General features: G+C 56.1%; 15 protein-coding genes. 10 read left to right on the forward strand and 5 right to left on the reverse strand.

Annotated elements, in window-relative coordinates:
* The first annotated feature begins 39 nt into the window (after positions 1-39).
* Together motA and motB are read left to right on the forward strand one after the other, a co-directional pair.
* A complete protein-coding gene (gene motA, locus BLU52_RS01005; RefSeq protein ID WP_024011357.1) occupies positions 40-891 on the forward strand; it encodes a flagellar motor stator protein MotA in 852 nt (283 codons plus the stop codon).
* A gap of 3 nt (positions 892-894) precedes the next feature.
* Positions 895-1,935 carry a flagellar motor protein MotB gene (motB, locus tag BLU52_RS01010; protein ID WP_090280724.1) on the forward strand — a complete coding sequence of 347 codons (1,041 nt, stop codon included), beginning with the start codon at positions 895-897 and terminating at the stop codon, positions 1,933-1,935.
* 252 nt (positions 1,936-2,187) lie between these two features.
* On the opposite strand, the gene BLU52_RS01015 is transcribed toward motB, so the two are convergent.
* The 4 genes from BLU52_RS01015 to rsgA form a co-directional block, all read right to left on the reverse strand.
* Entirely contained in the window at positions 2,188-2,673 is a 486-nt protein-coding gene (locus BLU52_RS01015; protein ID WP_090280727.1) for a toll/interleukin-1 receptor domain-containing protein, read from the reverse strand.
* Positions 2,673-3,632, reverse strand: coding sequence for a caspase family protein (locus BLU52_RS01020; protein ID WP_090280730.1), 960 nt, complete (start codon positions 3,630-3,632; stop codon positions 2,673-2,675). Before BLU52_RS01020 ends, BLU52_RS01015 begins: the two co-directional genes overlap by 1 nt.
* 2 nt (positions 3,633-3,634) lie before the next feature.
* Positions 3,635-4,042: a TIR domain-containing protein gene (locus BLU52_RS01025; RefSeq protein WP_090280733.1), complete on the reverse strand. Its 408-nt coding sequence runs from the start codon at positions 4,040-4,042 to the stop codon at positions 3,635-3,637.
* A gap of 209 nt (positions 4,043-4,251) precedes the next feature.
* Positions 4,252-5,283, reverse strand: coding sequence for a small ribosomal subunit biogenesis GTPase RsgA (gene rsgA, locus BLU52_RS01030; protein ID WP_090280736.1), 1,032 nt, complete (start codon positions 5,281-5,283; stop codon positions 4,252-4,254).
* A gap of 107 nt (positions 5,284-5,390) precedes the next feature.
* Here rsgA and orn point away from each other — a divergent pair, with 107 nt between their 5' ends.
* From orn to BLU52_RS01060, 6 genes are all read left to right on the forward strand, one after another.
* Positions 5,391-5,933, forward strand: a complete 543-nt coding sequence (orn, locus tag BLU52_RS01035) for an oligoribonuclease (RefSeq protein WP_053116764.1) — start codon at positions 5,391-5,393, stop codon at positions 5,931-5,933.
* Between the two features lie 90 nt (positions 5,934-6,023).
* Positions 6,024-6,635, forward strand: coding sequence for a trimeric intracellular cation channel family protein (locus BLU52_RS01040; RefSeq protein ID WP_039756834.1), 612 nt, complete (start codon positions 6,024-6,026; stop codon positions 6,633-6,635).
* Positions 6,636-6,791: 156 nt separating this feature from the next.
* Positions 6,792-7,829: a hypothetical protein gene (locus BLU52_RS01045; RefSeq protein ID WP_157720664.1), complete on the forward strand. Its 1,038-nt coding sequence runs from the start codon at positions 6,792-6,794 to the stop codon at positions 7,827-7,829.
* A gap of 184 nt (positions 7,830-8,013) precedes the next feature.
* The gene (locus BLU52_RS01050; protein WP_157720665.1) at positions 8,014-10,434 is read left to right on the forward strand and encodes a leucine-rich repeat domain-containing protein; all 2,421 of its coding nucleotides are present in this window, start codon (positions 8,014-8,016) and stop codon (positions 10,432-10,434) included.
* A gap of 333 nt (positions 10,435-10,767) precedes the next feature.
* Positions 10,768-11,709, forward strand: coding sequence for a hypothetical protein (locus BLU52_RS01055; RefSeq protein ID WP_090280749.1), 942 nt, complete (start codon positions 10,768-10,770; stop codon positions 11,707-11,709).
* 93 nt (positions 11,710-11,802) lie between these two features.
* Complete coding sequence (locus BLU52_RS01060; RefSeq protein WP_231987997.1) at positions 11,803-16,575, forward strand: RHS repeat domain-containing protein; 4,773 nt, start codon at positions 11,803-11,805, stop codon at positions 16,573-16,575.
* Positions 16,576-16,607: 32 nt separating this feature from the next.
* Here BLU52_RS01060 and queG read toward each other — a convergent pair whose 3' ends face one another.
* Positions 16,608-17,720, reverse strand: coding sequence for a tRNA epoxyqueuosine(34) reductase QueG (gene queG, locus BLU52_RS01065; RefSeq protein ID WP_090280754.1), 1,113 nt, complete (start codon positions 17,718-17,720; stop codon positions 16,608-16,610).
* Positions 17,721-17,783: 63 nt separating this feature from the next.
* On the opposite strand from queG, the gene BLU52_RS01070 reads away from it, so the two are divergent.
* Together BLU52_RS01070 and tsaE are read left to right on the forward strand one after the other, a co-directional pair.
* Entirely contained in the window at positions 17,784-19,283 is a 1,500-nt protein-coding gene (locus tag BLU52_RS01070; protein ID WP_090280757.1) for an NAD(P)H-hydrate dehydratase, read from the forward strand.
* Positions 19,271-19,741, forward strand: coding sequence for a tRNA (adenosine(37)-N6)-threonylcarbamoyltransferase complex ATPase subunit type 1 TsaE (gene tsaE, locus BLU52_RS01075; protein ID WP_007967425.1), 471 nt, complete (start codon positions 19,271-19,273; stop codon positions 19,739-19,741). Before BLU52_RS01070 ends, tsaE begins: the two co-directional genes overlap by 13 nt.
* The last annotated feature ends 45 nt before the right edge of the window (positions 19,742-19,786 follow it).

A 19,786-nucleotide genomic window follows, 5' to 3' on the forward strand; every position in this document is an offset into this window, starting at 1 on the left:
TATGACCTTGAACCCGACTTAAACAAGTACCTTCTACCTATGGCTAAAATTATCGGCATCATCGTCGTATTCGCGAGCGTGCTCGGCGGATACGTGCTCTCCCACGGCAAGATTGCCGCCCTGATCCAGCCCTTCGAGGTGATGATCATCGGCGGTGCGGCCCTCGGCGCATTCCTCCAGGCCAACCCTGGTTATATGACGATGCACGTGCTCAAGAAATCCCTGAGCATGTTCGGTTCGCGCTTCACTCACACTTTCTATCTGGAAGTGCTCGGGCTGATCTACGAGATCCTCAACAAGAGCCGCCGCGAAGGCATGATGGCGATCGAAGGCGACATCGAAGATGCCGCCGCGAGCCCGATCTTCGCCAAGTACCCGGCGGTGCTCAAGGATGAGCGCATGACGGCGTTCGTCTGCGATTACCTGCGCATCATGTCCTCCGGCAACATGGCTCCGCACGAGCTCGAAGGCCTTTTCGACATGGAACTCTACAGTCTGAAAGAAGACCTCGAGCACCCATCGCATGCGGTCAACGGCATCGCCGATGGCATGCCCGGTTTCGGTATCGTCGCGGCGGTACTCGGTATCGTGGTGACCATGGCCTCGCTGGGCGAGGGCGACCAGGCGTCGATCGGTCTGCACGTGGGTGCGGCGCTCGTCGGTACGTTCTTCGGTATTCTCGCGGCGTACGGTTTCTTCGGCCCGCTGGCGCACTCGCTGGCTCACGATGCCAAGGAAGAACTCAACGTCTACGAAGCCATCAAGGCCTCGCTGGTGGCCTCCGCTTCCGGCATGCCGCCGTCGCTGGCGGTCGAGTTCGGTCGCAAGGTTCTGTATCCGGCCCACCGTCCAAGCTTTGCCGAGCTGGAACAAGCCGTTCGCGGTCGTTAAGAAATGGAAAATAATCAGCCGATCATAGTCAAGCGCGTCAAGCGCATTGCCGGCGGGCACCACGGCGGGGCGTGGAAAATCGCCTTCGCCGACTTCGCCACGGCGATGATGGCGTTCTTTCTGGTGTTGTGGCTGCTATCCACGGCGACGCCGGAACAGAAAATCGCCATCGCCGGTTACTTCAAGGACCCGGTCGGCTTCTCCGAGAGCGGTACGCCGTACATCATCGATCTGGGCGGCACGCCGACCCTGGCGCCGGAAAATACCCTCAACCCGGAAGTGAAGTCGCAGCCGCAACCCGACAAGGTCACGGTCGACACCGAGCAGGTTGAAGGCATGGCCGAGCAGGTCGAGAAGGAGCGTCTGGAGCTGTTGTTGCAAGAATTGCAGAACAAGGTTGACGAGAACCCGCAGCTGCAGAAATTCAAGGACCAGATTCTCTTCGAAATCACGCCGAACGGCTTGCGCATCCAGATCATGGACGCCGAGAACCGGCCGATGTTCGACTCAGGCTCCGCACGCCTGAAGCCGTACTTCGAAGACATCCTGCTGGCGATGGCCGACACCATCAAAGCGGTGCCGAACAAGATCAGCATCAGCGGTCACACCGACGCCAAGCCTTACATCGGCAGCGGCGACTACGGCAACTGGGAGCTGTCGGCCAACCGCGCCAACGCCGCCCGGCGTGCCTTGGTCGCTGGCAGCTACCCGGATGCGCAAGTGGCGCGGGTGGTCGGTTATGCCTCGTCGGCGCTGTTCGACCGCGAGAACCCGTTCAACCCGGTCAACCGCCGTATCGATATCGTCGTGCTGACCAAGAAGGCCCAGGCGGCCATCGAGGGTGCGCAAGGTGCCGATGCTGCCAAGCCGGCGGATCAGAGTCAGAACGGCGCTGCACCGGCGGCGCCTGCTGATCCGAACGCGTTGCCGGCGGATCAGCAACCGGTGCCCGCGCATGAACTGCGTGAGCGGTTGAATCTGTTTGATGATGCCGCGCCGAAGCCGGCTGAGCCGGGTGGGGCGGTGCCAGCGCCGAAGCAGTGATTGTTAAAAAAACCGACAGTGATGTCGGTTTTTTTTGCCTGATTGTTTCGGCTTGAGGATTACTGTGCCGCGAAGATCGCAGCCCCTCACCCCAGCCCTCTCCCGAGGGAGAGAGAGCCGATCTCCGGTATCTCAGAACCAGAGTTCGACCGTGATATCTCAGGTCGGCGTACCCCTTGAGCGCGGCGCGGTCAGTCCCCTCTCCCTCCGGGAGTGGGCTAGGGTGAGGGGCTCTTCAGGCATGACAATGGTCTAGAACCCGCGCCGAATCCGGTTCTTCAGCTGTTCATGAAAGAACTCGGCATTGCGCTTGTAGCTGCCCTTGATCGATTCATTGATCGAATCCAGCGCCATCGAGCGTTTGCTCATGACTTCATCGCGATAGGCGTCGATGAAAAAATCCAGATCGCTGTTGGTGCTCAACTTCGGCCATTTATCCAGATACAGCGGCAACTCCGCCGGGCCGGTCTTGAACGAGCAAATCCGTCGGTTGCTGATGGTCGCTTCGCCAATCTCGAACGGCACCCACCACGACAGCGCCGTCTTCTCTGAAACCACCGCCAGCAAATGCGTGCACTCGGTGATGTTGCGCGTGATTACCCCGGTGATGTCATCGGTAGTCTGCGATTCCGGGTCGAGCACGTCGAGGTAAGTCTTGATCTTCGCCTGGGTCAGACGGGTATTGATAGCGATCGCGTGGGCGCGGTCCATGTGGCGGTAGCTGATGAATACGGGCATCAGAAATGTCCTTTGATGGCGAGTTCACGGTAATACGCACCGAGGGCCGTCAGGCGGCAACCGGTGGAGTGGAGGGCGGCGTAGTACATGTGTTCGGCGTCGACCGGCTCGATCAGGCTGTGGCGGTTGCATTTCTGCAACTGGGCGAAGATCTCGCCATGCTCGGCCACGAACGTCGTTTCGGTGGGTTCATAGCTGGGGTCCAGTGCGAACACCGACTCGGCTTCGGCAAACCAGTCCGGCAATTTGCGCAGGATTTCCTTGGGAATCAGCGGCGAGACCTCGCGCAGGGAAATGAACTGCGAAACATTAGTTTTGAATACCGGGCGCTGCTCCCAGGCGTCGAGCGCATTGTCGACGAAGGAATACAGGCTGCCGGGGGTGATCTTGCCAAGGATGTTCGCCGCACCGCCGTGCAACGCTTGCAGCAGCAGACCGGTAAAGACGCCGTGCTGGGCGCCCTCCATGGCCGGCTGCTCTTTCTTGCAGGCAGTCAAAATGGTCAGGCCTTCGCCGATGGCACTGTTTTCGCTGCGCAAGGCGCGCACTTCGCCGGCCGAGCCGCTCTGGCAGCAGTCGAGGATGATCACTTTGTTTTTGATGCGCGTGGCTTTGGTCGCCCAGTTGAGAATGTCGCTGATACGAATGCCGTCTTTGGCGTTGCGGTAATCCTGCGGGATCAACATGCCTTCGTCAGTGTCGACGTCAAAGCCACCGTGTCCGGCGAAATACAGCAGGGCCACATTGCAGTCGCCGGAAAACAGCTCGCGGATCTGATCCTCGAGTTTTTCGCGGCTCAGATAATCTTCGGCAGACGTCAGCACGACATTCTTGAAATTGGGGTCGCCATTGGCGTTGGTCTTGAGCACCGACGCCATGGCCATGGCGTCGTTGCAACAGCCGCTCAATCCGGAAATATTCGAGTAATCGTTGATGCCGATAAACAGTCCCTTGCGCATGCTCACACCGCCGTATGCAGGCGAATCGCACTGACGATGCTGTTGGTGTTCCAGGCGCATTCGGCGTGTGCAGCGTTGCGCACCACGGTCGAGATGCGCTCGGCGCCGAACGGTTTGATCGCAATGATCACTTTGCCCATGCGTTTGGCGATCTCGATTTCCTTGTTGATCCACTTGCTGTAGGTCGAATACATGCCAGCCATGATCAGCACCGCCGAGCAGGGACGAATCTTGTTTTCGATGGCTTGCTCAAGCTCCTGATCGGTGCGGGCATCAAGAATCGGATTGTGCGTAGGCACTGAAAAATTCTTGTAGGTAAAACCCGGTTTCGCATTGAGCAGGCGCACCAGATTGTCGTGGGCGTGGGCGTAGCTCCACGAATGGCTGATGAACAGGTGATAGGTTTGCATGGCGTTCCTCGGAGATCGCAAGAAGCGAGAGAGGAACCGAATGTAGGCATCTGGACCGCGCTCACAAGGTCTGCGCGGCAAAACAGAAACGTCTTGCAAACAGGCGTGCGAACGCCCTACAGCCAAGTCTGACGTTTAAAAGAAGCGGTTGAGATCAGGCACAGACTGACACGCGGCAGCCCCTCGCAAGGGGCTGCCGACAGGCCTGTTTAATAGCCGTTTTCAGGCAGGCTGGCGATGATCGAGCGGTAGCTGTTCATTCGTTGCTGCTGAATGCGCCCGTCTTCCAGCGCCTTGAGCAGCGCACAGCCCGGTTCGCGGTCGTGCTTGCAGTCGCGGAAACGGCAGGTGCCGAGCAAATCGTCGAATTCGATGAAGCCGGCTTCAACATCGGCACGGCTGACGTGGCCGAGGCCGAATTCGCGGATACCCGGCGAGTCGATCAGTTCGCCGCCGCCAGGGAAGTGGAACAGCCGCGCGGTGGTGGTGGTGTGCGTGCCCTGGCCGGACAACTCGGACAAAGGCCCGACACGGGTTTCCACTTCGGGCAGCAAGCTGTTGACCAGCGATGATTTGCCGACGCCGGACTGGCCGACGAACACGCTGATGCGTCCGTCGAGCTGTTGCTGCAGCTGCTCCATGCCGTTGCCGTGGTGTGCGGAAACTTCCAGCACCGGATAACCCAGCGTGCGATACACCGCCAGCAGCGCGTTGAGTGCCGGGGCGTTCTGCTCGTCGATCAGGTCGAATTTGTTCAACAGCAGAAGAGGGCGGATGCCGGCGTGTTCGGCGGCGACCAGATAGCGGTCGATCAGGTTGGCATGCGGCTCGGGCAGCGGGGCGAAGACGATGACGATCATGTCGACGTTGGCCGCTACTGGTTTGAGCTGGCCACGGCTGTCCGGGCGGCACAGTTCGGTGCTGCGCGGCAATTGCGCGACGATCACGCCGATGCCCTGGTTGCCGGCGCGCCAGACGACTTTGTCGCCGGTTACCAGCGCTGGCAGGTTGGCGCGCAAGTGGCAGCGAAACACCTGGCCCGCCAGTTCGCCGTCAACGGCTTCGACTTCAACCTGCACGCCAAAGTGCGCGATGACCAGACCGTGTTGTTCAGGGCCGAGGTCGCCGCCCTCGAGGGCTTCGACCGCCGAGGACTCGCGTTTGGCGGCGCGGGCGGCGCGCTCGCCCTGAATCTTTTCGATGCGCCAGTTTTGACGACGATTGAGTTGGCGTTTGGCCATGGGTGTTCCGTCTGAAGAATGCAGCGATTAGGTAAAACGGCCGCGAGTTTAGCACGCCCGGGCAGCGGCCTAGGCTAAACTGCGCAGCATTGCCTAGGAGCCCGAATATGCAAAACCCGCAGAACCTGATCTGGATCGACCTGGAAATGACCGGTCTGGACCCGGACAACGACGTCATCATCGAAATGGCCACCATCGTCACCGACAGCGACCTCAACACGCTGGCCGAAGGCCCGGTGATCGCCATCCACCACAGCGACGAAGTGCTGGCGCGCATGGACGAGTGGAACACCCGCACCCACGGCAACTCTGGCCTGACCCAGCGAGTGCGCGACAGCCGCATCAGCATGGCCGAAGCCGAAGCCGAAACCATCGCCTTCCTGGAAAAATGGGTGCCGAAAGGCAAGTCGCCGATCTGCGGCAACAGCATCTGCCAGGATCGTCGCTTCCTTTATACCCACATGAAAGCCTTGGAAAGCTACTTTCACTACCGCAACCTCGACGTTTCCACCCTCAAGGAACTGGCCGCACGGTGGGCGCCGGACGTGCGCGACAGCTTCAAGAAGGGCAGCACCCATCTGGCGCTGGACGACATCCGCGAATCGATCGCCGAGCTGCAGCATTACCGCAAGCATTTCATCAAGTTCTGAACCGGTAAGGGGGGTGGGCACAGCCATTGCCCCCTTTTGGTGCTGCACCGAAATGGCTAGACTGCGCGCCTTCCTGCCTGGACTGCCACCATGTTGCTGATGCTCTATCTGATTGCGATCACCGCTGAAGCCATGACCGGTGCCCTGTCGGCTGGGCGGCGCGGCATGGACTGGTTCGGCGTGGTGCTGATCGCTTGCATCACCGCGCTCGGTGGCGGTTCGGTGCGCGACGTGCTGCTCGGGCATTATCCACTGACCTGGGTCAAGCATCCTGAATACCTGGTGCTCACCTCCGTGGCGGCAATGTTTACCGTATTCACTGCACGCTGGATGCGTCACCTGCGCTCGCTGTTTCTGGTACTCGATGCCGTAGGGCTGGTGGCCTTCACCTTGATCGGCTGCATGACTGCGCTGGAAATGGGCCACGGCATGCTGGTGGCATCGGTCAGCGGGGTGATCACCGGGGTATTCGGTGGCATTCTTCGCGATATTTTCTGCAACGACATTCCGTTGATTTTTCGGCGCGAACTTTATGCGAGCGTGTCGTTTGCTGCAGCATGGTGCTACATGCTGTGTCTTTATCTGAATGTCCCTGGCGAACAAGCCATCCTGATTACGCTGTTCGGCGGGTTCTTGTTACGTCTGCTGGCAATACGTTTTCATTGGGAAATGCCCAAGTTTGTTTATAACGATGAACACTGAGGGTTTTTATTTTCAGGTATGACTCTGTCGCTCGACAACATTGCAAGGGTATGTTTCTTACATTTTTAATTTTGCCGACTTTTTTAAAGTGATGTATTTCTCTGCATCGCATCTGCGATGTCAGCCATTAATATATTTCTTCAAAGGGTTTTCGTCATGAGTGAAAGTATCGAAACTGCAAGCGACCAGCATAATATCCCTCTTGTGCTCGAGGCTGTTTCCAGATTCAGGGTCAAGTTTGATGCCGCTGATAGCAGTCACAACAAAACGCTGTTCGGTAATGGCCGAATGCAGGTCAAGGTGCAGGTGCTGGTTTCCGGGGTAGACATCAATGGCAACGCAATACACTTACCCGCCGATGTAATGGAAAGTATCGAACTGATTCACTACAACACCGGGAAGACCTTGCGTGACGGTTGGGCGGCCAGTACCGAACAAGGGCGTTACACTGTTGAAGCGCCAGGCTCGTTCAATAATACAAATGTTGACGACGACGGATCAGAAGATGACAGCACGCATCCGCAGGTCCGCACGTTCTGGGTGTCCTCGGCGGTCGCCGGAACCACCCAGATCGGCGCCCGTTTGCTCCTCAATGGGGTAAAGGTTCTTAGCAACGGCACCACGCTTTCCAGCGTTCATGACAGCAGCGTCACCCTTGAAGCGAAAACGCCTGTGACCTATGCCGTTGAACAATTCCGCTGGTACCAGACCCGTCGCGGCAATGAGCACTATGGCAATCGTATCTTCAACTATTATCTGGGGCTCTATCCGCATGGGCAACAGATCAAACTGGTCGATTGGACAGTTGATGGAGTCGAAAAAGGTGCCGATCATCTGTTTGCAGGGGGGAATAAGCTCAACGAAGCAAAAACCAATTATATGAAGGTCTTTCTGGTTAGCCCCGAAACGAAATCCTTATTCGTATCCTTGCCGGCGAAAGGCGATCCTGTTGCGTATGCCTTTCTTCCTGATGCCCCGTCCTGGAATGACGAGAATTATCAAGTCAGGGTCAATGATCATGACGGTGAGCTGACCGTCATGCAGGCTCTTTCCGAATATTCGATAACGACCGAGAAGGCAAGCAAGTACGGAGGCTCCCTTCACTTCATTGCCATTGATGAGCACGGTACTGAGCATAAACTCGCGATTCGAGTTAACTTTTACGAGCGTAATTTATACCTGGAACGAGGCTGATCCCGGACCTCGCTGATGCAATGTCGGCGTATGTAATAGATGTATATATCCTTGATTGCTCCAGCTGTCAGTAAGCTGTGATGTTGAATGACCGGGTATTGCACCAACGGCGCTTACTTATATCTGGCGTTGGCTCCCATGTTTTGCGGGGGCCAACGCAACACTATCTCAAGGATGAGCACTCATGGCTGGTAAACCGCCAAAGGTCAAACCTGTTTCTGCCCCAACCAAAACTCCTGATGTCAATGCGGATGGCTCTTTCCGGCCACCGTTCGCTTCTCCAGCAATGCCACATCTGTCCACAGCGCATCGCCTGGAGGTGTTGCAGCCTTCCTACAAGACGGACCCGGTCGCGGTGGCGCCAGCGATCAGCGTGAACCCAACGTCTTCTGCAATCGACGAATTTGCGCTGCTTGCCGCGAAGTCCCCGCTGACAGATTACTGGGTACCCACACCCAAAAGCCTCGGCGCAGCCGATGCGCAAGGCATGCGGATTTTGAAGCAGCGTCAGTATGTCGCCGTCGCCGATGACCATATAGTGCAAGTGGTTCTGGACGCTGAGAGCGGTCTGCTTCGTGCCACGCTGGCCAGAGAGCGCAACCCTTCCGGACCTCTATTGAAGCGGGACGGCGAGGGCCGGTTCTGGGTCGCTCTGGACAATGACGGCGTCACCTTTCCCGATTCGATTACAGCCCAGACCGCAGAACTTTTCCGCCGGACTGGACGCTCCGTTGCGCAGTTTTCCGACACTACGGTTGTACGCCTGCTGGCAGTGAGCGGCGTCAATGAAGAGGTGCTGCGCGCTGTGATCGCGCATGATCGTCCTGTGCCTTTTCTGTTGGAGGATACCCTCAGGCGATTCGAACTTGATCAGCAAGTTCAGGCAGAGGGCCGGGGAGCCTCTGAGAGTTTCACGCGCTTCAAAGAAGTTGAGGATGCCTTCGAGTCCGATTGTGACGAAAACACTTTGCGGATGCGCCGTGTATTCCCTGATCTACCGAAAACCGCTGCACAGGCGATATGGCGTAATACCAGTGCTGCCGAGCGTTTGCATATGCATAACCAACCTGGCATCCCAAAGAGAGTGGCGGTAGCGACTCTCGTGGCTTTGCGAGAAGTTCGCTTGGCAAGGGCCCTGGAAGGCATTTATTTGGAGGCGGTAGCCAATCCGGACAGTGACCGGTTATTACTGCATATGATCGGAAATCTCGTGGATTGGCCGCAGCAGATTCGTATAGAGATTCGTCAAGGCGCGATTGACGGAGACGTCTTCGCGGCTATCGGCGATGCCCAGTCATCGGATCGGCACCTGCTGATTCGTCAACATGATGCTTACATGGTGGCAAGCGGCGGTCCGCCGTCCCTTCTGGGTGCGCAAAATCTGTATACGACACTCTGGTCCTTGTTGTTGCCAGTGCATCGTAAAGCGCTCGGCATTTCAGACAGCACTGGCCAGGCGCTGCAACAATTACTCCGTACTCAGCCTCCGCCATCGCGGCAAGTGGTGAGCGAAGTGCTGCGCTTGGCACCGCTTCCAGCCGCCGTCAAGGCGGGTACAACGCAAAACCGGCAAGAGGGGCTGTTGCGCGGCGGAGCCGACGTAATCCCTGAATCGACGAAGTCTTTTGAAAGTCGCATACGTGATCTTTACCCAGAGATTTCGGACGAAGACGTGGCGGCGTTCATCGACAAGCGCTTACAGCACGATCCCTCTGGAGTTTTAAGTCGTCTGGAAAATGAGTTCCCCACGCTACGTCATGAATTGGAAGTGTGGCGTGTTGAGGTGCCTCCACATCCAACAGAGGGAGTGGTATGGAGCGCCGAGGCATTTGCTGAACAGTCGCGGTTGCGTCAGAGGTTCAGCGAAAAATTACTATTGGTTTGGCAGCAAAAAATGCTTTCAGTAGAAGACGCAGCAGGTGAAAGTTTCAGTTCGTTCATCGATTTCAACGCTGAGTTGCCGCGAATAAGCACTAGACTGGAGCACGTGACGGAGCTCGTGTTGGAGGCGCGCAATCCAGGCGTGAAACTGGGTAGATTTCTCGAAAGTTTCCCCAATCTGAGTTATTTGGTGCTTGAAAAAGTACGCATGGATGGATTCGCTCCGGGCATTTTCCAAATGCGTGACTTGCGGCACCTGATCTTGAGAGATTGCTCACTGAGATTGTCCGAAAACGAGGCAGAGGGGCTTTCGAGAATTGAAACGCTGACACTGTTAAGGCTTGATGGAAATCCGTTGGGTGTCGCTCCTCATCTGGGATTTATGCGTCAGATGAAAGAGTTGTATCTGGCTAACACGGGGCTGACCGGTATTCCTAGCGGTGTAGAGCAATTGAGTAGACTGAAAATCCTTGATTTACGCGATAACAATATAGTTGATATCGGGGATGATTTTTTTGACATCCCGGATACCCAGGATACGTATGTCGACCTGAGGGGTAATCCGTTAAGCCAGGCAGCACTGCTACGTATCAATGAATATCTCCAGAACGCCAGCATGGATAGCGAAATCGTTATCAGGATTCAGGATCAGGTGTTTGATGAGGCTTTCGAGCTTTCCGAGTTTTCGGATAGCGGTGTGGGGTCTGATAGTGATGAGGGGTGAAGTTTTTTTGATGTGATGATCGCACTTCAGTAACAATTAACAATATAAATAAGTCCACTCCAGTCTCGTTTTGCAAACGATTTCGTGTGAGTGGGCTTTTTTGTGTGTGAAAGTTTTCGGTGTTGCATTGTGTTGGCTGTCTGGTTGGTTTCGGTGTTGAGATTATTTTCTGTACGTGGCTAAGATGTTTCGATTTTTGTTTGTTCGGGAATTATTCTTTAATCATTACAAGTGGAAATAAAGTGCTCGTTTTATTTGAGATTGGTGCGTGTATTAATACCGGCTCAAACAGTGCTGTCGTGCTGCGTAAATAAACTGGTTAAAGGGTTTTATATGTTTGAGCAAGATTTGAGTATTCAGCGATTTCAAGTAAAGCTCGACACTTCAACAATTCGTCATAAGGCGCTTTACGCCAACGGTCGTATGCAAGTCAGGGTATTGGTGCTGGTTTCGGGAGAAAATTCGAATGCTGAGGAGGTGTCGCTTTATGGGCATCCGGCCCTTGAGACTCTCAAGTTGATCAGCTATGACACCTCCGCACCATTGGGTGGTAGCTGGAGTGTCGGAACTCAGGAAAACCGCTATGCGCACGATATGTCAGGTGGTGCAGCCCGCGTTTTGCCGCTGGTGCCTGCGTCCGATAACCGGATATCGGATCCTTCGGAACGTGTGCAGATTTTTGAGTTTTGGGTCACCAGCAGTCGTCCGGGTTCGATTCAGATTGCAGCTGAAATTACATTGCAAGGAGTAAAGTATCGAAGCGATGGTCGTAATGGCTATGACAGTAGCGTTACCCTGGAGGCAATCGCCCCCAAGCAGTATCCGATCTCAAATTTTGTGATGAAAAAAACCAGAGTTCTTGATCGCCCGAGCCTTTTTGAGCGAACCGAATTACACAGTCTCTCTTTACATGCGGAAGGACGGCAGATCAATTTGCTGGATTGGGCGAGTTTCGACGCCAGATATGACGAAGAGTTTGCAACCGAGTTCTTCTCATCGGGTAATGCCCTCAATCTATCTTCTGGGGTGAGAAGTTATGTTGCTTTTATTGGACCGATCTATGGTGTGCAGGTCACCGCCCGTACTTCAACAGGATTACGCTCTTTGACCCAGGATCCTGGGACGATATCGATACTTAGCCATTTGACACAAGACTATCCGAACAAACCTGCTCGCACGGATCAATTGAATCTGCAGGTTTTTGATGAATACGGTACCGAGCACAGCATTCGTATCAATCCCGATATTGCTAATCGCTCTTACTCATTAAGTTGACAAGGTTTTTTGCGATTACCCCTATTCGTTGTTCTCTGCAAAGTAAGCGGGACGCTTGCTTGTGCGCTTTTTGATAATGACAGGAAGTTATCCATGAACAGTCAAGCCACTGATTCAGTACGTTCCAATGCATTCAATTTCGGCGGATTTGTCGCTGGTGGCGTAGATCCCCGTACAGGTATCTATGCCGTGGCTCTAACACTAGGTGCCATTCGCTCTACCGATCTTAACGGACCATCATTCAATCTTTCGCTAGGCTTCAACCCAATTGACACGCGTAACGCAGGTTATGGCACAGGGTGGTCGCTCACAAGCAGTCGTTATGACTTGCGCAGTAAGGTCATGACGTTGGCCAACGGTGAGGCCTATAAAGCCTCTGAAACTTCTAAAGCTTTATTCTTCAAGGAAATGAAGCTGGAGAGTGCCAAGGTTCTGAAAACGGGTGTCGGGCAGTATGCCGTTCACTACAAAGATGGCCGGCGAGAAGAGCTTGAGGTTTTTGGTGCTACCCAGATCGCGGTGCCCAAGAAAATTATCGCTGCGAACGGCGCTAGCATCGCTTTGAAGTATGCCTTGTTCAATGAGCAACCAAAACTCGTTGAGATAAGGGATGCAAAAAGAGTACTCCTCAAGGTCGGCAGTACTGCTGGCAAGCTTACGTTGACTCAGAATCCTGACATGCCGGACAGCGCAGAGTTCTCGCTGACATTCAGTAACGATCGTGTCACCGCCATAGCCTTACCGGTCGGTGGGCGTTGGGATCTGCAGTACGAAATCATTCACGGTATCAATTATGTCAGTCGTGTTGATTCGCCGCTTGGGACCGTTGAAATCATCCGCTACAAGCGCGATGGCCACTTGCTTCCTGGCGGAATGCAACACGTGCCGTACGTGATAGCGCATGATATTTTTGCCAAGCAAGGGCAGCGAAAGATAATCAAGACTTACACCTACTCGGAACCAAACTACCTGGGCTATGGTGTAGAAGCGGATAGCAAGGATGACATTGACCTGCTTTACCGGGCACAGGCGAAATATCAGTACAGCTCCACTGAACAGTTGATTGTGGGAAATAAGCTTCATACTCACACCAAACGCACTTACAACAAATTTCATCTGTTGGTCTCTGAAGTGACGCAGTGTGGTAATGCGGTGACGTCGGCTTCTACCGAATATCACTGTGACGTCACCAAGCCATTTACCGGGCAGGCCCCGCAATTCAGGATGCCCAAGTCCCATACCCTCAGTTATGAAAACCGCACGACCAAAAAGAAGCGCACCGAGATATCTACCACTGAATTCGACTCTATTGGCAACCTTGTCAAGCAGGTGGGTGCCAACGGTGTGACCACGCAGTTTGAATACTACCCAGACTCCGAATCAGAAGACTGTCCGAAAGATCCCCTAGGGTTTGTCCGCTTTCTGAAGCGGAAGACCGTAGTGCCTGCGGTTGGCGGCGGTGCCTCTACCGTTACCCGCTATCGATACGCTTTGCATCCCGTTCTCGAAGGCGCGACGCACGCTAATGTCGTGCCCATCCAGGAGAAGTTTTTCGAACTGGTGGACGGAAGTGAGACTCTTCGCTCCCAGGTCGACATGACTTATCTCAATACACCCAAGGACCCTGCCAGGCACGGATTATTGCTACAGCAAAGCGTGGTCCGCAATGCCACGACAACTCGCATCGAATACTCGTATGTACTCGACGGTACCAGGCTGGTGCTGAAAAAAACCGTGCACGGTTTTGACGACACCACCAGTTCGAGTGAGCAAACGCTCTCGACCCTGAACGGGCTGATAATGTCCGAGCGAGATGCTGACGACCGCGTCATCGAGTACGAATACGACAAGCTTGGCCGCCGTCTACGCAAGACACTCGCACCCGGTACGGCGTTTGCCTCCTCTACTCATTGGAGCTATGAGGCTGCCAAAGATAACAAGCCTGCGAAGATGACCATGACAGACTCATCAGGTGGTATGCAGATCGCCAAATACGATGGTATGGGCCGCATCATGGCCATTCAGGAAAAGGATTGCGACAACCCCGACACGCAGGGCAATTGCCCGATGCGCACGGTCTACAGCACGTTTCATGACCAGTCGGGACGGCCAGTGCAGGTCATTCACAGTGACTGGTGGGAAGGCCTTCTGCGAGAGGTCAAGACGGAGTTTTCTTACGACAATTGGGGGCAGGTCACAGAGATCCGCCATGGCGATGGGCGCATCGAGCATAGTGTGTTTGACCCGATCAGCCGCCAGCAGCAAAACTGGCAGCAGGGCATGGGCAAGACAGTTGCCGCCGTCAACGCTTTCGGTAAGCCGGACAGCGTCGAGATGTTCGATCTCAAGGATCAAAGCCTGGGTAAAACCGTTTATGAATATGACGGGTTGGGCCGAACCCTGAGTCAGACCGATCCCGCCGGCAACATCACCCGCTACGAATATGATGTGTTCGACCGGATGATTCGCAGTGTTCTGCCGGACGGCCATGCCGTGGAAACCACATTTGCCGCCCATAGCACTGGTGAGCTGCCGGTTGAAATCAAAGTAGCGGGTTTGCCACTGGGACAACAGAGGTTCGATGGTTTGAACCGTGTGACCGAGATTACTGTGGGGGGGCGTAAGACGGTCGCCAGTTACGAGGCCGGGCGCAGCCTGCCCCAGTCCTCCACAGATACCGCAGGCCAGAAGATCGAGTTCGTCCATGCCCCTGAACTGGGCGGAGTGTTGACTGAGCGCAAAGCCGTGACCGAGGAGGACGATGACGGTTTGACCACCCGATTCACCTACGATGTCCAGAACGGAAAAGCCAAGAGCTGCATCGAACAGGGTCGCGAGCGTCATTTCGAGTACTTCCCCTCTGGACGCCTGAAGTCGGAAACCAGTCAATATGGCGAACAACGCAAGACGGTTTCCCATACCTATTCTTTCGCCGGTTTGCCCCTTACCTACGTGGATGTGCTCGGTACAAAGCACCAGACCAACTACGACAACTGGGGGCGAAGAACCTCATTCAAGCAAGGTGCGGTGCAGGCTGATTATTTCTATGACAAGCGCGGCCTGCTGGAGAGGATCGAAACACGCGACACTTCGACCAAGCGCATGTTGACCACGCGTCTGACCTACGACGATATAGGGCGTGAAACAACTCGAAGTTTTGAAGTCAACGGTTTGCCCACTCAAACGCTAAGCTCCAGCTACACCGTGGCCGGCAAACTGGCGCAGAAGGTTTTGAAGCGCGGCGCGTTCGTGCTGCGTGATGAACGTTTTACTTACGACGTACGCGGGCGCCTCCAGCAATACGACTGCGATGGCAGCCAGCGGCCACGGGATCCGTACGGCAAGGAGATCGCTCAGCAAATATTTACCTTCGACGCGCAGGACAACATCCTGACGCTGCAAACCGCATTTCCCCAAGGCGTCAACGTAACGACCTTCAGTTTCAGCGAAATCGATCCGGCGCAGCTTATTGGTGTAACGCACTCCCATGCTGACTATCCCGCGCCGGTCACTCTGGAGTACGACGCCTGCGGTCGAATGATCAAGGACGATCAGGCGCGTACTTTGGCTTATGACGCCTTCGGTCGGCTGACCCAGGTGAGCAATGCTCGAGGGGATGTAGTGCGTGGTTTTCATTACGACGGCTTTGACCGAATCGTTGAACTGTCGCAACCGCGCATGCCGGATGTGCAACGCTACTATCACCACTCGGCAGTCAGTAGTGAAATTCGTGGCGAGGATTCGCGCAGTGTCGTGCGCGATGGTGGATTGATACTGGGGCAACAGCAATTCGGGGCTAACGTCGGCAGCCAGATTTTTGGGGCGGATCAACAGCAAACTGTGCTGACCCAGTTACACGGGGAGCAATGGGAAGACAATGCCTACAGCCCTTATGGACATCGTCCTGCCGAAGGTGGGTTGTTCAGTCTGGCGGGTTTCAACGGCGAGCAACTGGATGCAGTCACAGGTTTGTACCTGCTCGGCAACGGATACCGGGCCTATAGCCCGACCCTGATGCGGTTCACCAGTCCCGACAGCATGAGTCCGTTTGGTGCGGGCGGTTTGAATGCCTATGCATACTGCCTGGGTGATCCAGTCAATCGCATTGACCCTACGGGACATATTTCCTGGCAGTCGATTGCGGGGATTGCGCTGGGGATTATCGGGATTGTCGCCAGTATCGTGACCTTGGGTGCTGCTACGCCATTAGCCCTGTTGGCAATGGGGCTGGGCGTCGCTTCAGGGGTGACTGCCATTGGCAGCGAGATTGCCTATGCGTATGACCCGCAATCCCAGGTCGGCGAAATACTCGGCTGGGTAAGTATGGGGCTGGGTATTGCGTCGGCTGCTGCGGGTGCACTGGCGGTTCGACACGCAGTCGCGCAAACACTAAAGCCGCGCCAGTATCTTGTGAAACTGGCTGACGAGCCGCCGGGCAGGATCGTGGAAAAGGAATACGCGACGTTCGGCATGCCTCACAAGAAAGAGTATGGCAAATCAAGCAAAGCCGGAGCCGCTGCTGCTGAGGCGGAGCCGCCAGCAAACTGGACGGTTATTGAAGATTTTGCCAGTCACAATTATCTCGATGAGGGAAAACGTGGAAAAGCACAGCTTGCAAAGTACGATGAGTACAAGGCAGAGATCATTAACCACAATACACATCCTCGAGAGGCAGCGAAGGTTTTCCCCACGGGCCTGTACGAGAACTATCCCAACTATAAAAACTTCAAGCCCAATGGAGAGCATAAGGGATTCATGCATGCACACATGCGTGTGACGCATGAGCACCGTACTTTTTTTCTGGTGAATGACAACACCAAGCAAATCATCATCAAGCAAGTCGGCACTCACGACCCGCAATGGTGATTAGTGGGGTGGTCGTGTTTTTGTGGCAGAGTCTAAGGGGCGCCCGTGCCGTCCGTTGGCAATACAGTGGCCTGGGTATGGATCAGAAGCGAATGCTGGCTTAACGCCCATTCCACATGTTCTCTAACCATCTCCGACGGATAATCCCGTCGCGCCTTCAACGCTTCCAGCACCGGAATCGTTGAAGGCGCATTGCCCAGTCCCACCGCCAGATTCCTCAACCAGCGCTCATATCCCGCCCGCCGCAAAGGCGAACCTTCAGTACTGCTCAAGAACTTCTCTTCATCCCACAAAAACAACTCCGCCAGTTCAGCGTTGTCGAGGTTGTGCCGTGGCTTGAAATCGCTTTCCCCTGAGGGCTTGGCGAATCGGTTCCACGGACAGACGATCTGGCAGTCATCACAGCCGAACACGCGATTGCCAATCAACGGCCGCAGGTCTTCGGGGATAGCGGTTTTCAGTTCGATGGTCAGATAGGAAATGCAGCGCCGTGCGTCCAGCACATACGGGCCGACGAAGGCGTTGGTCGGGCAGATATCCAGACACGCAGTGCAACGGCCACAGTGCTCGGTGCTGTGCGGTTCATCCACCGGCAACGGCAGATCGACGAACAGTTCACTGAGAAAGAAATAACTGCCAGCCTTGCGATTCAACACCAGGGTGTTCTTGCCAATCCAGCCCAGCCCTGCCTGTTCGGCAATGGCTTTCTCCAACACCGGGGCGCTGTCGACAAACGCGCGAAAACCGAACGGGCCGATCTCGGCCTGGATTTTGTCAGCTAATTGTTGAACACGTTTACGGATCAATCTGTGGTAATCGCGGCCCAAGGCATAACGCGACACATAAGCTTTTTCCGGTTGCGCCAGACGTTTGGCCATTTCGGTATCGCCCGGCAGGTAGTCCATGCGCAGCGAGACCACACGCAAGGTGCCCGGTACCAGTTCTTCCGGATGCGAGCGTTTGCTGCCGTGGGCGCCCATGTAGTCCATTTCGCCGTGGTAGCCGGCCGCGAGCCAGCGCTCGAGGTGCTGCTCGTGTTCGGCGAGGTTCAGGCCGCTGATGCCGACTTGCTGAAAGCCCAGATCGCGCCCCCAGTCCTTGATCGATTGGGCGAGGGCGGGCAGGTCTGTGGTGATGGCGGACATGAGGCGAGAGAAACCGGAGCTGAGGTGCGTATAATTCTGCCAGACATCGGAGCCCGAAGACGCATGCCGCAGACGAAAGATGAATTACCCGACGCACTGTACGGCGCCGTCCAGTTGCGTGAACTCGATGCCCGGCTGATTGCCGCCGGCACGCCGGGCTTCGAATTGATGCAGCGCGCGGCCCGGGCGACCTGGCGCGCGCTGGTGCGGCAATGGCCGGACGCGAACGAACTGACCGTGCTGGCCGGGCATGGCAACAATGCCGGCGACGGTTACCTGATTGCCGTTCTGGCGTTGCGCGCTGGTTGGGCTGTGCGCGTGCTGGCGGTGGGCGATCCGCAGCGCTTGCAAGGGGATGCGGCGCTTGCTCATGCCGAGGCACTGGCCGCAGGCGTTGCCTTGCAGCACTGGACAGATGACAGCGAGCTGCGCGGTGTGCTCGTCGATGCCTTGCTTGGCACAGGTTTGAGCGGCGAGGTACGCGAGCCTTATGCGGCTGCGATCAACTCGATCAATACCAGCGGTCTGCCCGTAACGGCAGTCGATATTCCTTCCGGGCTTTGCGCCGACACCGGAAGAACCTTGGGCGTCGCGGTGCAGGCTGATCTCACAGTGACTTTTATCGGCCTGAAAGTCGGCCTGTTCACTGGAGACGCCGCCGATCACATCGGTGAGCTGGTGTTCAATGATCTGCAGGCCTGCGCCGACATTTGTAGTGACATTGCTGTCCGTGCCCGGCGCCTCAACCCGGCTAATCTTCCGCGACCAGCACCGCGCGCACCGACGGCGCACAAGGGCCGCTTTGGCCATGTTCTGCTGATAGGCGGCGATCACGGTTTTGGTGGGGCGATTCTGCTCAGTACGCAAATGGCCCTGCGCAGTGGCGCGGGCATGGTGTCGCTGGCGACGCGTCCCGAGCACGTTCCGGCGGCGCTGACCCGGGTGCCGGAAGCCATGGCCCTCGGCACCTCGTCGGCCAATCAGCTGATGGGCCTGCTGGAAAAGGTCTCGACGCTGGTCGTCGGTCCCGGGCTGGGGCAAGCCAGTTGGGGGTGCGCATTGTTGTCTGCGGCGGCCAACGCACCCTTGCCACAGGTATGGGATGCCGATGCGTTGAACCTGCTGGCCAGCGGCTTTGTTCAATTACCCAAGGATTGCGTGATTACCCCGCATCCGGGTGAGGCGGCGCGGTTGTTGGGTATCGGCACTACCGAGGTGCAGGCGGATCGTCCGACGGCTGCGCTTGAATTGAGTAGAAAATATACAGCGGTGGTGGTGTTGAAAGGCGCAGGCAGCCTGATTGCGCATCCCGACGGACGTCTGGCGCTGTGTCACCAAGGCCATCCGGCAATGGCCACGGGCGGCCTCGGCGATGTGCTGGCCGGTTTGATCGGCGCACTGCTGGCGCAGGGCATGCAGGCTTTCGATGCCGCAAGTCTCGCCGTGTGGCTGCATGCCAATGCCGGCTTGCAACAAGGCAAATTCGGCCGTGGGCTGGCGGCCAGTGATCTGATTCCAGCCATTCGTCAGTTGTTGGAGGAGCAAGCACCGTGTCTGAAGTAACCCTGTACCTGGCCGATGAACAGGCGATGAGCGACTTTGGCGCACGGATCGCCCGCGTGACCCAGGGCCATGGCCTGATTTTTCTTGAAGGCAACCTGGGCATGGGCAAAACCACGCTCTCGCGTGGCATCATTCGCGGGCTGGGGCATGTCGGCGCGGTAAAAAGTCCGACCTTCACCTTGGTTGAGCCCTACGAGATCGGTGACGTTCGTGCCTTCCACTTCGACCTGTATCGACTGGTCGATCCGGAAGAGCTGGAGTTTCTCGGTATCCGTGACTACTTCGAAGACGATGCGCTGTGCCTGATCGAGTGGCCCGATAAAGGTGCAGGCTTTTTGCCAAAGCCTGACCTGACCATTACCATTAGCCCGCAAGACAGCGGGCGTTCGCTGAAAATTTTGTCCCAGGGCTCGCGTGGCGAGGCCTGGTGTGCCGCTTTGGCATTGGAATCCAATTAAATGATGGGGTTTGGTATGCGCTTTCGCGCGTTGGTGGCTGCCGCT

This window comes from Pseudomonas granadensis (assembly GCF_900105485.1).
Lineage (GTDB): Bacteria > Pseudomonadota > Gammaproteobacteria > Pseudomonadales > Pseudomonadaceae > Aquipseudomonas > Aquipseudomonas granadensis.

Excerpts from the sequence above, each read along its gene's own strand:
- motA (WP_024011357.1), top strand. The coding sequence starts at position 40 with ATGGCTAAAATTATCGGCATCATCGTCGTATTCGCGAGCGTGCTCGGC.
- motB (WP_090280724.1), top strand. The coding sequence starts at position 895 with ATGGAAAATAATCAGCCGATCATAGTCAAGCGCGTCAAGCGCATTGCC.
- BLU52_RS01015 (WP_090280727.1), bottom strand. The coding sequence starts at position 2,673 with ATGCCCGTATTCATCAGCTACCGCCACATGGACCGCGCCCACGCGATC.
- BLU52_RS01020 (WP_090280730.1), bottom strand. The coding sequence starts at position 3,632 with ATGCGCAAGGGACTGTTTATCGGCATCAACGATTACTCGAATATTTCC.
- BLU52_RS01025 (WP_090280733.1), bottom strand. The coding sequence starts at position 4,042 with ATGCAAACCTATCACCTGTTCATCAGCCATTCGTGGAGCTACGCCCAC.
- rsgA (WP_090280736.1), bottom strand. The coding sequence starts at position 5,283 with ATGGCCAAACGCCAACTCAATCGTCGTCAAAACTGGCGCATCGAAAAG.
- orn (WP_053116764.1), top strand. The coding sequence starts at position 5,391 with ATGCAAAACCCGCAGAACCTGATCTGGATCGACCTGGAAATGACCGGT.
- BLU52_RS01040 (WP_039756834.1), top strand. The coding sequence starts at position 6,024 with ATGTTGCTGATGCTCTATCTGATTGCGATCACCGCTGAAGCCATGACC.
- BLU52_RS01045 (WP_157720664.1), top strand. The coding sequence starts at position 6,792 with ATGAGTGAAAGTATCGAAACTGCAAGCGACCAGCATAATATCCCTCTT.
- BLU52_RS01050 (WP_157720665.1), top strand. The coding sequence starts at position 8,014 with ATGGCTGGTAAACCGCCAAAGGTCAAACCTGTTTCTGCCCCAACCAAA.
- BLU52_RS01055 (WP_090280749.1), top strand. The coding sequence starts at position 10,768 with ATGTTTGAGCAAGATTTGAGTATTCAGCGATTTCAAGTAAAGCTCGAC.
- BLU52_RS01060 (WP_231987997.1), top strand. The coding sequence starts at position 11,803 with ATGAACAGTCAAGCCACTGATTCAGTACGTTCCAATGCATTCAATTTC.
- queG (WP_090280754.1), bottom strand. The coding sequence starts at position 17,720 with ATGTCCGCCATCACCACAGACCTGCCCGCCCTCGCCCAATCGATCAAG.
- BLU52_RS01070 (WP_090280757.1), top strand. The coding sequence starts at position 17,784 with ATGCCGCAGACGAAAGATGAATTACCCGACGCACTGTACGGCGCCGTC.